The sequence below is a fragment of the Streptomyces sp. SAI-127 genome, assembly GCF_029894425.1.
Lineage (GTDB): Bacteria > Actinomycetota > Actinomycetes > Streptomycetales > Streptomycetaceae > Streptomyces.
In genome coordinates, this window is sequence record NZ_JARXYJ010000001.1 from 7,494,390 (window position 1) to 7,509,665 (window position 15,276).

The window sequence follows — 15,276 nt, forward strand, 5'->3', positions numbered from 1 at the left end:
GCAGGAGTCTTCATGAGTACGACCACAGTCGAGAGCTCCGCCGAGGTGTCCCCGACCGCCCCCGCGCAGGCACCCGGACGGATCCGCCGCCGCGGTGACAAGAGCCTCGCCGGCTCCCTCGTCTCGCACGGCATCCTGATCGTCGCGAGCCTGATCGCGCTGTTCCCGATCGTCTGGCTGGTCTTCCTGTCCCTCGGCCCGGACAAGGACGACTACCTCCACCCGGGCGGCATCTGGAAGAAGATGACGTTCGACAACTACTCGTTCGTCCTCCAGCACACGGCCTTCTTCGACTGGCTGAAGAGCTCGCTGATCGTCTCGCTCGGCACCACGGTGATCGGTGTGCTGATCGCCGCGACCACCGGGTACGCCGTGTCCCGTATGCGGTTTCCGGGCTACCGCAAGTTCATGTGGGTGCTCCTGGTCACGCAGATGTTCCCGGTAGCCGTACTCATGGTGCCGATGTACCAGATGCTCTCGGACCTCCAGCTCATCGACACCTATCTTGGACTCGTCCTCGTGTACTGCTCGACGGCGGTGCCGTACTGTGCATGGCTGCTGAAGGGCTACTTCGACACCATCCCGTTCGAGATCGACGAGGCCGGACGCGTCGACGGGCTGACCCCCTTCGGCACGTTCGCGCGGCTGATCCTGCCGCTCGCCAAGCCGGGGCTCGCGGTCGCCGCGTTCTACAGCTTCCTCACCGCCTTCGGTGAGGTCGCGTTCGCCTCGACGTTCATGCTCTCCGACACGAAGTACACCTTCGCGGTCGGTCTGCAGAGCTTCGTGAGCGAGCACGACGCCCAGCGGAACCTGATGGCCGCGACGGCCGTGCTGATCGCGATACCGGTGTCCGTGTTCTTCTACCTGGTACAGAAGAACCTGGTGACCGGCCTCACCGCGGGCGGCACCAAGGGCTAGCGCCCACTCGAAGACCCGAGGCGGCCGCAGTGTCCATCCGACCCCGCTGTCACTGCGGCCGCCTCGCCACTTGACGACCCCCATGACCCCCTTACGTTTCAAGGACGCCATGAGCCAGCAGTACTACGCCACCGCCCCGGCATCGACCTCCGCCAAAGCCCAGCGCAGCGACTGGTGGCGGGACGCGGTGATCTACCAGGTCTATCCGCGCAGCTTCGCCGACAGCAACGGTGACGGCATGGGCGACCTGGAGGGCATCCGCACCCGACTGCCGTACCTGCGCGACCTGGGCGTGGACGCCGTGTGGCTCAGCCCCTTCTACGCCTCCCCGCAGGCCGACGCCGGCTACGACGTGGCCGACTACCGGGCCGTGGACCCGATGTTCGGCAACCTCCTGGACGCCGACGCACTGATCCGCGACGCCCGCGGACTGGGCCTCAGGATCATCGTCGACCTGGTGCCCAACCACTCCTCCGACCAGCACGAATGGTTCAAGCGGGCGGTCGCCGAGGGCCCGGGATCGCCGCTCCGGGACCGCTACCACTTCCGGCCCGGCAAGGGCGCGAACGGCGAACTCCCGCCCAACGACTGGGAGTCGATCTTCGGCGGTCCCGCCTGGACGCGCGTCGCGGACGGGGAGTGGTACCTGCACCTCTTCGCCCCCGAGCAGCCCGACTTCAACTGGGACCACCCGGCCGTCGGCGACGAGTTCCGCTCGATCCTGCGCTTCTGGCTCGACATGGGCGTGGACGGCTTCCGCATCGACGTGGCACACGGCCTGGTGAAGGCGGAGGGGCTGCCCGACCTGGGATCCCACGACCAGGTGAAGCTGCTGGGCAACGATGTCATGCCGTTCTTCGACCAGGACGGCGTCCACGAGATCTACCGCCAGTGGCGACTGATCCTCGACGAGTACTCCGGAAACAAGAAGGGGCCCGAAGGGCCTTCCGCAGAAGGGCGGGGGTGGGAGACGGGCGGGCGGATCTTCGTCGCCGAGGCCTGGACCCCGACCATCGAGCGCACCGCGAACTACGTCCGCTCCGACGAGCTCCACCAGGCCTTCAACTTCCAGTACCTGAGCACCGCTTGGGACGCCGAGGAACTGCGCGAGGTCATCGACCGCACGCTGGAGGCGATGCGTCCGGTCGGCGCCCCGGCCACCTGGGTGCTGTCCAACCACGACGTCACGCGACACGCCACCCGCTTCGCCAACCCGCCCGGCCTCGGCACCCAGATCCGCACGGCGGGCGACCGGGACCTGGGCCTGCGCCGGGCCCGCGCCGCCACGCTGCTGATGCTGGCCCTGCCGGGATCGGCGTACATCTACCAGGGCGAGGAGCTCGGCCTCCCGGACGTCGTCGACCTGGCCGACGAGGTCCGCCAGGATCCGGCGTACTTCCGCGGCGCAGGCCAGGACGGCTTCCGCGACGGCTGCCGGGTGCCGATCCCGTGGACGCGCGAGGGATCGTCGTACGGCTTCGGCGCGGGCGGCAGCTGGCTGCCCCAGCCGTCTGAGTGGGCGGACCTGAGCGTGCAGGCGCAGACCGGCGACCCCGACTCCACCCTGGAGCTTTACCGCTCCGCCCTCGCCGTCCGCCGCGCCCAGCCCGACCTGGGTGCCGGCGACGTGGTGGAGTGGCTCCGGGCGCCCGAGGGTGTTCTCGCCTTCCGGCGCGGCGAGTTCGTCTGCGTCGCGAACACCGGCAGTGAGGCGGTGACGACTCCGGCGTACGGCCGTCTGCTCCTCGCGAGCGGAGAGGTGGCCGAGGCCGACGGCGAGGCGAAGGTGCCGGCCGACACGACGGTGTGGTGGACGACGGCCTGAGCACACGCAGGGATCACCGGGCCCTCACGGGGGGTCCGGTGATTTCTTGTCGGGCGTGTCGATCGGCGGGACCCGCGATCGACGCTTGGGTGGAAGGGCGAACAGCGCCCCGCACCCGAGGAGAGACCATGCAGATCCGCGCCCGCCTGAGCACGAGTGCCGACGGCTACGTGACCACGCCGAACGGCTGGCCCGCACTGACCGCCGACCCCTCGTTCGTCTCCGGCCAGAGCCACGGCATCCGGGAGTTCCTGGCGGACTGCGAGGCCGCGCTCATGGGCCGTACGACCTTCGAGCCCGCGCTGACCAACAGCCGCTGGCCGTGGCCCGACCTCGACGTGTTCGTCCTCGGCTCGCACCGCCCGGAGGGCACCCCGGACCACGTCACCACCGACAGCGACCCGGTACGGCTGCTGGAGAAGCTCCGCGCGGCCAACCGGGGCGGCGACGTCCACCTCATCGGCGGCCCGCGCACGATCGGCACCTTCCACGCCCTCGGCGCGCTCGACCGTCTCGAACTGGTCGTCCTGCCCCTGCTGTTCGGCGGCGGCATGCAGCTGACCCCCGCGCTCAGCCCCGAGGCCGGACTGACCTTCCAGAGCCAACGCGCCCTGCCCGGAGGGTCCGTGGAGATCGTCTACTCCTGCCGGGGCAGTCGCGGCGACCTGCCGGGCAAGCCCGCCAGCCAGCGCTGAGCAGAGTAGGTGAAAGTTCTTTCTCTTGCTTTCAAGAGTCTTGCTGTAAACATTTCGGCAGCGGTACGTTCTCGCCGGCGCCAGGCAAAGACGCCTGGCCGTCACGCAAGGAGAACCCCCACGTGATATCGAGATGGACCGCATCCGCTGTCGCCACCGCCGCCGCGCTCGCCGCCGCGGTGGCCGTGCCGGCCCCCCAGGCCGCCTACGCCTCCCCGCCCGGAACCAAGGACGTCACCGCCGTCCTCTTCGAGTGGAACTTCGCCTCCGTCGCCAAGGAGTGCACCAACACCCTCGGCCCCGCCGGATACGGCTCCGTGCAGGTCTCCCCGCCCGCCGAGCACATCCAGGGCTCGCAGTGGTGGACCTCGTACCAGCCGGTCAGCTACAGGATCGCGGGGCGCCTCGGTGACGCCACCGCCTTCAGGAACATGGTCACCACCTGCCACGCGGCCGGTGTGAAGGTCGTCGTCGACACCGTCATCAACCACATGTCCGCGGGCAGCGGCACCGGTACCGGCGGATCGTCGTACACGAAGTACACCTACCCGGGCCTGTACTCCTCGTACGACATGGACGACTGCACGTCGACCATCACCGACTACACCAATCGCGCCAACGTCCAGAACTGCGAACTCGTCGGCCTCGCCGACCTGGACACCGGCGAGGAGTACGTCCGCGCCACCATCGCCGGCTACATGAACTCCCTGCTCGGCTACGGCGTCGACGGCTTCCGCATCGACGCGGCCAAGCACATCCCGGCCACCGACCTCGCCAACATCAAGTCACGTCTGACGAACCCCTCCGTCTACTGGAAGCAGGAGGTCATCTACGGCAGCGGGGAGGCCGTCCAGCCCACCGAGTACACGGGCAACGGGGACGTCCAGGAGTTCCGCTACGCCTACGACCTCAAGCGCGTCTTCAACAACGAGAACCTCGCCTATCTGAAGAACTACGGCGAGGGCTGGGGCTACATGAACAGCTCGGTGGCCGGCGTCTTCGTCGACAACCACGACACCGAGCGCAACGGCTCCACGCTCAACTACAAGGACGGCGCGAACTACACCCTCGCCAACGTCTTCATGCTCGCCCACCCGTACGGCGCCCCGGACATCAACTCCGGCTACGAATGGTCCGACACGGACGCGGGCCCGCCCAACAACGGTTCGGTGAACGCCTGTTGGCAGGACGGCTGGAAGTGTCAGCACGCCTGGCCGGAGATCCTGCGCATGGTCGCCTTCCGCAACGCCACCCGCGGTGAGCCGGTCACCAACTGGTGGGACAACGGCGGCGACGCGATCGCCTTCGGGCGGGGCGCCAAGGGCTACGTCGCCATCAACCACGAGTCCGGCAGCCTGAGCCGTACCTACCAGACCTCGCTGCCCGCCGGGACGTACTGCAACGTGCAGAACAACACGAGCGTGACGGTCGGCTCCAACGGCCAGTTCACGGCCACGCTCGGGTCCAACACGGCACTGGCGATCTACGCGGGCAAGTCAAGCTGCTGAGCGACTCACGGAAACACTGAAAGTTCTTTCCGGCTGTTTCAAGACTATTGCTGTAAGGCTTGCGGCGGCGATACGGTCGCGCGGGGTCGGACCCACAGAGCCGTCATCGCAAGGAGTCCACGTCAGTGATACCGAGATGGCCGGTGCCGTCGAGGCGCCGTACCGCACACGCCGGACGGGTCGCCGCGGTCACCGTGACCGCGCTGGCCGCAGCGCTCGTCCAGCCGCTGTCCGCCCGGGCGGACACCCCGCCGCCACCGCCCTCCGACGCGAAGCTCGCCGCGGAACCGGCCCGGCACGACGACACCCGTGAGCAGTTCTACTTCGTCCTGCCGGACCGTTTCGCCAACGGCGACACCTCCAACGACCGGGGCGGGCTCACCGGTTCACGGCTGAGCACCGGCTACGACCCCACCGACAAGGGCTTCTACCAGGGCGGCGACCTCAAGGGCCTCACCAAGAGGCTCGACTACATCAAGGGCCTCGGCACCACGTCCATCTGGATGGCCCCGATCTTCAAGAACCGGCCCGTCCAGGGCACGGGCACCAACGCCTCCGCCGGCTACCACGGCTACTGGATCACGGACTTCACCCAGGTCGACCCGCACTTCGGCACCAACAAGGACCTGGAGACCCTCATCTCCAAGGCCCACGCCAAGGGCATGAAGGTCTTCTTCGACGTCATCACCAACCACACCGCCGACGTCGTCGACTACGAGGAGAAGTCCTACGACTACCTCTCCAAGGGCGCCTTCCCGTATCTGACGAAGGACGGGGAGCCCTTCGACGACGCGGACCACGCCGACGGCTCCAAGGCCTTCCCGTCCGTGGACGCCGACTCCTTCCCGCGCAAGCCCACGGTCACCGGCGCGGGCGCCAAGGTCCCGTCCTGGCTCAACGACCCGACGATGTACCACAACCGCGGCGACTCGACCTATGCCGGTGAGTCGACGACCTACGGCGACTTCTCCGGCCTCGACGACCTGTGGACCGAGCGTCCCGAGGTCGTCTCCGGCATGGAGAAGATCTACCGGCGCTGGGTCAGGGACTTCGACATCGACGGCTTCCGGATCGACACCGTGAAGCACGTGAACATGGAGTTCTGGACCCAGTGGGCCACGGCTCTCGACGCATACGCGGCCAGACAGGGCCGCAAGGACTTCTTCATGTTCGGCGAGGTGTACTCCGCCGACACGTCGATCACCTCGCCGTACGTCACCCAGGGCCGTCTCGACGCCACGCTGGACTTCCCCTTCCAGGAAGCCGCACGGCGGTACGCCTCCCAGGGCGGCAGCGCGCAAAAGCTCGCGAGCGTCTTCGGCGACGACTACAAGTACACGACCGACAAGGCCAACGCCTACGAACAGGTCACCTTCCTCGGCAACCACGACATGGGCCGCATCGGGTACTTCCTGAACCAGGACAACCCGAAGGCCACCGACGCCGAACTCCTCGCCAAGGACAGGCTCGCCAACGAGCTGATGTTCCTCAGCCGCGGCAACCCCGTCGTCTACTACGGCGACGAACAGGGCTTCACCGGCCCCGGCGGCGACAAGGACGCCCGCCAGACGATGTTCGCGTCCAGGACGGCCGACTACCTGGACGACGACGAGATCGGCACCGACCGCACACACGCGAGCGACGCCTACGACCCGAGCGCGCCGCTGTACGAGCAGATCAGCGCACTGGCCAAGCTCCGCAAAGCCAACCCGGCGCTCACGGACGGAGTCCAGGAGGAGCGGTACGCGGCGGACGGGGCCGGGGTCTACGCCTTCTCCCGCACTCAGGGCGACACCGAGTACGTCGTCGCCTTCAACAACGCGAGTGAGGCCAAGTCCGCGACCTTCGCGACCGGTTCGGCGAACATGGCGTTCAAGGGGATCTACGGCGGTGCCTCAGGCGTCACCTCCGACACCGACAAGAAGATCACCGTCACCGTCCCCGCCGGCTCCGCGATCGTCCTGAAGGCGGCCGGCAAGCTCGCCCCGCCCGCCACCAAGCCGACGATCACCCTCAAGGCCCCCGCCACCGGAGCCACCGGCACCGTCGAGCTCACCGCCGACGTGGACGGCGGACAGCTCAACCGGGTCGTCTTCGCCGCCCAGATCGGTGGCGGCAAGTGGCGGACACTCGGATCCGCCGACCACGCGCCGTACAAGGTCACCCAGACCATAGGCAAGGCGATACCGGCCGGCACAGCCCTGCGCTACAAGGCCGTTGTCGCCGACTCGACGGGACGCACCGCCTCAGCGACGGCGGAGTCCGTCACCGGTACCCCGCCCGCCGAGGAACTCCCCACCGCCTCCTCCCGCGACTACGCGGTCGTCCACTACCAGCGCGCCGACGGCGACTACGACGACTGGGGTCTGTACGCCTGGGGAGACCTCGCCGACGGCGAGTCCACCACCTGGCCCGACAGCCACCCCTTCGCCGGCCGGGACGCATATGGCGCCTTCGCCTACGTCAAGCTGAAGCCCGGCGCCTCGAACGTCGGCTTCCTCGTCATCGACAAGGACGGCGACAAGGACGTCTCCGCCGACCGCACGATCGACGTCACCAGGACCGGCGAGGTGTGGATCGAGCAGGGCAAGGACGCCGTACAGACGCAGCGGCCCGACTACCCGGCGCAGGACAGGACCAAGGCCGTCGTCCACTACCACCGGGCCGACGGGACCTACGACGGCTGGGGACTGCACGTCTGGACGGGTGCCGCGAACCCCACGGACTGGTCGAAGCCGCTGGAGCCGGTGAGGACCGACGCCTACGGCGCGGTCTTCGAGGTACCGCTGGCCGACAATGCCACGAGCCTGAGTTACATCATCCACAAGGGCGACGAGAAGGATCTGCCCACCGACCAGTCCCTGGACCTCACGGCGAACGGCCATGAGGTGTGGCTGCTGAACGGCCAGGAGAAGTATCTGCTCCCGCAGCCCGCCGGGTCCGCAGCCGCGCTCGACCCGACCACCTCCAAGGCCGTCTGGATCGACCGGAACACGGTCGCCTGGAACGGCTCCGAGGCGGCCGCCTCCACCCAGCTGCTGTACTCCCACGACGGCTCGATCGCCGTCGACGGAGGAGCCCTGACCAGCGACGACGAGAGGTGGCTGCGGCTCACCAGAACGAGCCTCACGGACGCCCAGAAGGCCAGGTTCCCGCACCTGAAGGACTACTCGGCCTGGTCCGTCGACCCACGTGATCGCGACCGCGTGAGGGAGTCCCTCGACGGTCAGCTCGTCGCCTCCCAACGAGCCGCGAACGGCGCCGTGCTGACCGCGACCGGCGTCCAGATCGCCGGTGTGCTCGACGACCTGTATCCCGCCGCGACGAAGGCGGAACTGGGCCCGGCCTTCCACAAGGGCCGCCCCACACTGTCCGTCTGGGCGCCCACCGCGCAGTCGGTGAAGCTCGAGCTCGACGGGTCCCTGAAGGACATGCGACGCGACCCCACCACCGGCGTGTGGTCCGTCACCGGTCCCAAGTCCTGGAAGGGCAAGCCCTACCGGTACGTCGTGAAGGTCTGGGCGCCCGGCGTCCGGAAGGTCGTCACCAACAAGGTGACCGACCCCTACTCGGTCGCCCTCACCACGGACTCCGAGCGCAGCCTCGTCGTCGACCTGGACGACAGGTCCCTGGCGCCGAGCGGCTGGTCGACGTACACCAAGCCGAAGGCCGTGCCCCTCAGGGACGCCGAGATCCAGGAGCTGCACGTCCGGGACTTCTCGGTGGCGGACGAGACCGTACCGTCCAAGGACCGGGGCACCTACCTCGCCTTCACCTACAAGGACGGCGACGGCTCCGAGCACCTGCGTGAGCTCGCCAAGTCGGGCACGAGCTATGTCCACCTGCTGCCGGTCTTCGACCTCGCGACCGTCCCCGAGAAGAGGTCCGATCAGGCGACCCCCGCCTGCGACCTCGCCTCCTACCCGGCCGGCTCCGACAAGCAGCAGGAGTGCGTCTCCGCGGTCGCCGCCAAGGACGCCTACAACTGGGGCTACGACCCGTACCACTACACGGTCCCCGAGGGCTCGTACGCCACCGACCCGGACGGCACCGGCCGCACGGTCGAGTTCCGCAAGATGGTCAAGTCCCTCAACGACGACGGCCTGAGGGTCGTCATGGACGTCGTCTACAACCACACCGCGGCGAGCGGACAGGCCGCCGCCAGCGTGCTCGACCGGATCGTCCCCGGCTACTACCAGCGGCTCCTCGCCGACGGTTCGGTGGCCAACAGCACCTGCTGCGCCAACACGGCCACCGAGAACGCCATGATGGGCAAGCTGGTCGTCGACTCGATCGTCACCTGGGCCAAGGAGTACAAGGTCGACGGCTTCCGCTTCGACCTCATGGGACACCACCCCAAGGCCAACATCCTGGCCGTGCGCAAGGCCCTCGACGCGCTGACCCCCAAGAAGGACGGCGTCGACGGCAAGAAGATCATTCTCTACGGCGAGGGCTGGAACTTCGGCGAGGTCGCCGACGACGCCCGGTTCGTGCAGGCCACACAGAAGAACATGGCCGGCACCGGCATCGCGACCTTCTCCGACCGCGCCCGTGACGCCGTACGCGGCGGCGGGCCCTTCGACGAGGACCCCGGCGTCCAGGGTTTCGCGTCCGGGCTGTACACCGACCCCAACTCGTCCACCGCGAACGGGACTTCACAGGAGCAGAAGGCCCGTCTGCTGCACTACCAGGACCTCATCAAGGTGGGCCTGTCCGGCAACCTCAAGCAGTTCACCTTCACCGACACCGACGGCAAGGAGGTCACCGGCGCCCAGGTCGACTACAACGGCCAGCCGGCCGGATACGCGGACGCCCCCGGCGACGCCCTCGCCTACGCCGACGCGCACGACAACGAGTCACTGTTCGACGCGCTGACGTACAAGCTGCCCGCAGGTACCGGCGCCGCCGACCGGGCCCGGATGCAGGTCCTCGCCATGGCCACGGCAGCCCTGTCACAGGGCCCGTCGCTCTCCCAGGCGGGCACCGACCTGCTGCGCTCCAAGTCCCTCGACCGCAACTCCTTCGACAGCGGCGACTGGTTCAACGCGATCCACTGGAACTGCCAGGACGGCAACGGTTTCGGCCGCGGACTGCCCATGGCGGCCGACAACGCGTCCAAGTGGCCGTACGCCAAGCCCCTGTTGGCCTCGGTGCAGGTCGGCTGCGCCCAGATCCAGGGGGCCTCCGCCGCCTACCAGGACCTGCTGCGGATCCGTACGACGGAGAATGCGTTCTCGCTCGGCACGGCGGAGCGGGTGCAGTCGAAGCTGTCCTTCCCGCTGTCAGGGAAGGACGAGACGCCCGGTGTGATCACGATGGAACTGGGTGATCTCGTCGTCGTCTTCAACGCGACGCCGAAGGCGCGGAGCCAGCGGGTCGAGGCCCTTGCCGGGGGCACATACCGGCTGCATCCCGTGCAGGTGGCGGGCGCGGACTCTACCGTCAAAGGGGCGTCCTACGAGCGGAAATCGGGCACCTTCGCCGTTCCGGGACGGACCGTGGCCGTTTTCATCCGCCATCCGTAGCTGAAGGCATTACCTTGGTGGAGCAGAGCCCGAACCCCGCTCTGCTCCACCGGTGTTGCCCGAGGGCGGACAGATGGATGCAAAAGCCAAGCTGACAGGCACGACCGTGATGGTCGTGGACGACGTGGAGGCCAGCCGGTACGCCATGGGCACCGTGCTGAGCCGGGCCGGGCATCGCGTCGTACCGGTCGCCACCGGTGGCGAGGCCCTCGCGGAACTCGACACACGGCTGCGCAAGGGCACCCTGCCGGACGTGGCCCTCGTCGACGTGGGGCTGCCCGACATGAGCGGCTTCGACCTGTGCCGGCTGTTCAAGGAACGCCCGCACACGGCCGGGATGCCCGTGGTGCACTTCTCGGCCTCCGCGGTGCCCCCGGCCGTGCACTGCGCGGGCATGGACATGGGTGTCGAGGCCTATCTGAAGGTGCCCGCCGAGCCCCTGGAGATCGAGGCGGTCGTCCGGGCCGCCGTACGCAACGCGCAACTGCGGGCCGGTGACCGGGCGTTGGTGCGACGGCTCACCCTGCTGTCCGAGACGATCGTCACCATCCAGGCGGCGCGCACCCTTCAGGAGCTCTCCGACGCGGCCGCCGAGGGTCTCTCGCGGCTCACCGGCACCCCCGGCGCCGTCTTCGTCCTCGACCAGGACGACGTGCTCTACCGCGGCCTGTCCCGCGACCGCATCCCCGTCGCCCTGCCCGACGAGGACGCCGACCGGGCCGTGGCCGCCCTGCTGCGCCGGCTCACCCGGGGGCAGGCCGGAGTGCAGCTCACCACCGTGCCCGCGCCGCTGTGGCCCGCCGGGTTCTTCCGGCCCGGCGTCGAGCACGACGCCCGGCTCGCGCTCGTCGTCACCCAGGACGGCCGGGCACCGGTGTGCCTGGCCGCGCCCGCGCGCGGGATGCGCAGGGTGGGTCTGGAGGGCGAGACCCTGCTGGCCCAGCTCGCGCAGGCCACCGCGCTCGCCGCCCAGCCGCTGCTCATGTACAAGGTCGAGCGGCATGTCGCCCTCACCCTCCAGCACAGCTTCCTGCCCCAGCCGCACCGGCTGCCCGAACTGCCGGGCATCGACGTCGTGGTCCGTTACGTCCCCGCCTCCCGGCAGACCGAGATCGGCGGCGACTTCTACGCCGCCCTGCGCGTGGACGAGGGGGTGCTCACCGCGGTCGGGGACGTCGTCGGGCACTCGCTGGACGCGGCGACCGTCATGGTCGAGCTCCGGCACGCGCTGCGCGCCTACGCCGTGGACGAGAGCGATCCGGCCGTGCTCGCCCAGCGCCTCGACCGGACGCTCCAGCGCTACCACCCCGACACCACGGCCACCGTGTGCCTGGCCCTGATCGACCCGGACACCGGGCGCACCCGGATCGCCAACGCCGGCCACATCCCGCCGCTGATCGTCCGCGACACCGGCACCGCCGACTACGCCAAGGCGGCAGGACCGCTGCTCGGCGTCGGCCTGCCCCATCCGCCGGCCACCGAGCTGTTCCTCGAACCCACCGACCGGCTCCTCATGGTCACCGACGGCCTCATCGAGACCCGGGGGACCGACCTCACGGCCTCCCTGGAACACCTCCGCGCGGCCTCCTCCGGCGCCCTGCCCGGCCTGGACGCCCTGTGCGACACCCTCCTGGACACCTTCGGCCACGACCGGGAGGACGACATCGCCATGCTGGCGCTGCGGCTAGGGTGACCTGTGCCGTCGTAGAACAGGAGTCCTCATGCCGCAGATCACCGTCGAACACTCCCCGTATCTCGACCATGTCGACTGGGAGGAGTTCGCCCTGGCGCTGCACCCGGTCGTCGTCGAGACGGCGGCCGCGAAGCTCGAGGCGTGCAAGACCCGGGTCCTGCGCACCGAGGACGAGGCGGTCGGCGGCGAGATCAGGAACCACGCGATCGTGAACGTCACGCTCGCCCTGCTCGCCGGACGGTCCGAGGAGACGAAGGCGAAGCTCACCGAGGCCGTCGTGGAACTCCTGCGCAAGCACGTCGGACCCGTGGACGGCCTCACCGTGCACCTCTCCGCCGAGGTACGCGACCTGGACGCCTCCTACACCAAGGCCGTGCTCTAGGAGGCCAGTGCGATCAGCCGGGCGGCGAGGTCGGTGAAGGGACCGTCGTTCGGCTCGTCCCTGAGCATGTGGCGCAGCAGCGCGGTCATCTCCTCGTCGTAGGCCGCGCTCACCGCGGCCAGCGCGGCGAAGCTGTGCACGAGCTGGGTCTCGAGTTCGGCGCGCGGGATGCGCCGGCCGTCCAGCCAGATCAGGGCCGTCGACTCGACGAGCGAGATCCAGGAGCGGATGAGCAGTTCCAGCCGGGCGGGCGGGTCCGTCACCCGCAGATGCGACAGGATCTGCTCATAGGCGACCTGCCGTACGGAGTCGATGAGCGCGTTCGTCGCCGAGGAGCCGACCGCGGGCCCCCCGCGCATCAACGCCGAGAAACCCGGTCCGTGTTCGTCCACGAAGTCGAAGAACCGGCGCATCACCCGCAGCAGCCGGCCGCCCAGCGACCCCTCGTGCGGTTCCTCGAACCGGCTCGCCAGATCCTGCGCCGCGCGCTGCAACGCGGCCTCGTACAGGCTGAGTTTGCCGGGGAAGTAGTGATAGACCAGCGGCCGCGAGATACCGGCCGCCGCCGCTATCTCGTCGATGGAGACCTCGTCGGGCGAGCGGCGGGCGAACAGTTCGAGGGCGACGCCGATCAACTGCTGACGCCGTTCCTCGACGCCCATTCTTCGGCGGACCCCGGTAGTCATACGAACACCTTACCGATCGGATACGGCCTGGAACGGGCTGGACCGACCAGCGGTATTCACAGCCGCTCTACCGGAGCCCGCTGACCGCCCGCCCGTCCTCCAGGGTCCCCTTCAGCTCGGCCTGGGCCCCCTGCTTCGCCTTCGCGGCCAGCAGATTGCCGTCCGCCGTCGCCCGGACCCCGCCCGACGCGTTGATCGAGGACGTCCCCCGGCTCCCCGCCGCCAGCAGGTACCAGGTACCCGTCCCCGACTTCCACAGCACCCCGGCCAGCACCTGCGGATCCTTCGCCCCGCACGCCGGCACGTTCTCGGCCTTCGCCGCGACCGCCCCGTACCTTCCGCCCGGCGTGTGGAACTGGGCCAGCACCCGCTCCCCGCCGCCCTGCCAGGTCTCGGCCCGGGTGCACACCCAAGTGGCCGAACCGCTCGCGTCGGGCAGCGGCTGCGCCGCGTAGGCCCAGGCGTTCACACTGCGCACGCCCGCGGAGCGCATCGCGCCCAGCGAGCAGGCGTACGGCGCCCAGGCGCGCAGCGCGCCCGCCCCGGACACGTCCTTCACGGAGCCGGGGCGGCCGGTGGTCAGGCGGGCCGGGACCAGTTCGCCCAGGTCGGTCAGCAACCGGGTGCCGGAGGCGTCCGTCAGCTGGAGCACGTTCCAGGACGTGCAGGGGCCGCTCTGCGCGGGGCCGGCCATCGGCGCGGTGGTGCCGCCTGCCAGCGCGAGATCGGTGGCGTCGGAGTCCGGCTTCAGCAGGTCCCGGTCGGCCGCCTTGGTCACCCAAGGGGCCGTCAGATAGCGGATGTTGCCGTCGGCCCGGCCCAGGACGACCGCGCTCGCCTCCGCCCGGCCGGCTCCGTCGACCCGCGCGAAGTCGAGGGCGGCACCCTTGGTGCTGTCCCGCGGCTCGGCGTAGCGGACGATGCGCAGACCGTCGTAGAGGATCACCACGCGCGCGTTGTCGACGGTCCCGGCGTACAGCAGCTGCGGCGGGCCGGAGGGGCCGCCCGAGGGGGTGCCGGGGGTCGCGGAGACCTGGACGGTCTCGCCGGGGCGGGCCCACACGGCGAGGGCTCGGCGCAGGAGGGCCGAGTCGCCGGTGAGGTCGCCGCGCGCCGGCCACACGGAGAAGTCGGTGCGGGCGGAGGACTCCCACGCGGCGCCCGGGACCTTCAGCAGCAGGGCCGGGTCCAGAGCCGCCTGGGCGGCGGGGTTCCGCGCGTAGGGGGGCGCGGCCGCGCCGTCGGGGGCCCAGCCGTCGCCCGGCATGCCGAGCAGCGCCCCGCACACGGCGACGGCCGCCGCAGCGGTGAGCGCGGCCTTCATGTGCTGCCTGCGCCGCATCAGGTCGGTGGGCCGGGCCTGGAGCGAGCAGGGGTCGAACTCGGGGGAGTCGAGGAGGGCGTACTCGGCCTGCGCGGAGTCGGCCTCGTCGAGGGCCGCGTCCACGTCCGCCACGCCCGCCGCCGTCAGCAGACCGCGTACGTCGCTGTCGGGGAGCTTCTCCAGGCCGCGCAGGACGTAGGCGGCACGGGCCGGGCCGGTCAGGGCCGACAGGCTCTGGTCCAGGGCCAGTTCGTCGGCGCCGCCGGAGCGCGGGAAGAGCCTCAGGCCCCACACCTGGGGGAGCAGCGGCGGGAGCTGGGAGCGCTTGGGCCACGCCTTGCGCCGGAGCGGCAGCCCCGCCTCCAATGCCGTACGCACCACCTGGAGGCGGACGAAGGCGTAGCCGGGGTCGCCCTCGCGGCCGTCCGGCTGGGCCGGGATCACGGGCGTCGCCGTGCGGCCCCGGGGCAGGGCACGCTGGGTGAGGGCGTGCGCGGTCAGGACCCGCCGGTTGCGGCCGAGGCCCGGCGGCAGCACCAGATACGCGAGCCGGACCAGCCGGGGGTAGTGCTCGACGAGCGCGGCCTCGGCCTGTTCGACGTCGACGACGGTGGCGGAGGCGGAGCCGGAAGCGGGTGCGGGGCGAGGGGCGACATCCTGTGACTGCACGTTCAGCAGAACGAGCGAATCGGTGGTTGGTCACCGCCCCCGGGTGAA

Annotated in this window: 9 protein-coding genes; 7 read left to right on the plus strand and 2 right to left on the minus strand. The window is 69.9% G+C overall.

Annotated features, from left to right (window positions below):
- The first annotated feature begins 12 nt into the window (after positions 1-12).
- The 7 genes from M2157_RS34470 (at position 13) to M2157_RS34500 (ending at position 12,549) form a co-directional block, all read left to right on the plus strand.
- The gene (locus M2157_RS34470) at positions 13-921 is read left to right on the plus strand and encodes an ABC transporter permease subunit (protein WP_280867183.1); all 909 of its coding nucleotides are present in this window, start codon (positions 13-15) and stop codon (positions 919-921) included.
- A 109-nt stretch (positions 922-1,030) separates the two neighbouring features.
- Entirely contained in the window at positions 1,031-2,746 is a 1,716-nt protein-coding gene (locus tag M2157_RS34475; RefSeq protein WP_280867184.1) for a glycoside hydrolase family 13 protein, read from the plus strand.
- 128 nt (positions 2,747-2,874) lie between these two features.
- A complete protein-coding gene (locus tag M2157_RS34480) occupies positions 2,875-3,441 on the plus strand; it encodes a dihydrofolate reductase family protein (protein ID WP_280857126.1) in 567 nt (188 codons plus the stop codon).
- Between the two features lie 122 nt (positions 3,442-3,563).
- Positions 3,564-4,949 carry an alpha-amylase family protein gene (locus M2157_RS34485; RefSeq protein WP_280867185.1) on the plus strand — a complete coding sequence of 462 codons (1,386 nt, stop codon included), beginning with the start codon at positions 3,564-3,566 and terminating at the stop codon, positions 4,947-4,949.
- A gap of 125 nt (positions 4,950-5,074) precedes the next feature.
- Complete coding sequence (gene pulA, locus M2157_RS34490) at positions 5,075-10,474, plus strand: pullulanase-type alpha-1,6-glucosidase (protein ID WP_280867187.1); 5,400 nt, start codon at positions 5,075-5,077, stop codon at positions 10,472-10,474.
- Positions 10,475-10,547: 73 nt separating this feature from the next.
- Complete coding sequence (locus M2157_RS34495; RefSeq protein WP_280857123.1) at positions 10,548-12,167, plus strand: fused response regulator/phosphatase; 1,620 nt, start codon at positions 10,548-10,550, stop codon at positions 12,165-12,167.
- A 28-nt stretch (positions 12,168-12,195) separates the two neighbouring features.
- On the plus strand, positions 12,196-12,549 hold the full coding sequence (locus tag M2157_RS34500) for a 5-carboxymethyl-2-hydroxymuconate Delta-isomerase (protein WP_280857122.1): 354 nt from the start codon (positions 12,196-12,198) through the stop codon (positions 12,547-12,549).
- Here M2157_RS34500 and M2157_RS34505 read toward each other — a convergent pair.
- Together M2157_RS34505 and M2157_RS34510 are read right to left on the minus strand one after the other, a co-directional pair.
- The gene (locus tag M2157_RS34505) at positions 12,546-13,235 is read right to left on the minus strand and encodes a TetR/AcrR family transcriptional regulator (RefSeq protein WP_280857121.1); all 690 of its coding nucleotides are present in this window, start codon (positions 13,233-13,235) and stop codon (positions 12,546-12,548) included. The two genes, M2157_RS34500 and M2157_RS34505, sit on opposite strands and share 4 nt — an antisense overlap.
- 67 nt (positions 13,236-13,302) lie before the next feature.
- Positions 13,303-15,228, minus strand: coding sequence for a hypothetical protein (locus tag M2157_RS34510; protein ID WP_280867189.1), 1,926 nt, complete (start codon positions 15,226-15,228; stop codon positions 13,303-13,305).
- Between the last annotated feature and the right edge of the window lie 48 nt (positions 15,229-15,276).

What these genes read in the sequence shown, in the direction of transcription:
- M2157_RS34470 (WP_280867183.1), top strand. Translation starts at nt 13, where the DNA reads ATGAGTACGACCACAGTCGAGAGCTCCGCCGAGGTGTCCCCGACCGCC.
- M2157_RS34505 (WP_280857121.1), bottom strand. Translation starts at nt 13,235, where the DNA reads ATGACTACCGGGGTCCGCCGAAGAATGGGCGTCGAGGAACGGCGTCAG.
- M2157_RS34475 (WP_280867184.1), top strand. Translation starts at nt 1,031, where the DNA reads ATGAGCCAGCAGTACTACGCCACCGCCCCGGCATCGACCTCCGCCAAA.
- M2157_RS34500 (WP_280857122.1), top strand. Translation starts at nt 12,196, where the DNA reads ATGCCGCAGATCACCGTCGAACACTCCCCGTATCTCGACCATGTCGAC.
- M2157_RS34495 (WP_280857123.1), top strand. Translation starts at nt 10,548, where the DNA reads ATGGATGCAAAAGCCAAGCTGACAGGCACGACCGTGATGGTCGTGGAC.
- M2157_RS34480 (WP_280857126.1), top strand. Translation starts at nt 2,875, where the DNA reads ATGCAGATCCGCGCCCGCCTGAGCACGAGTGCCGACGGCTACGTGACC.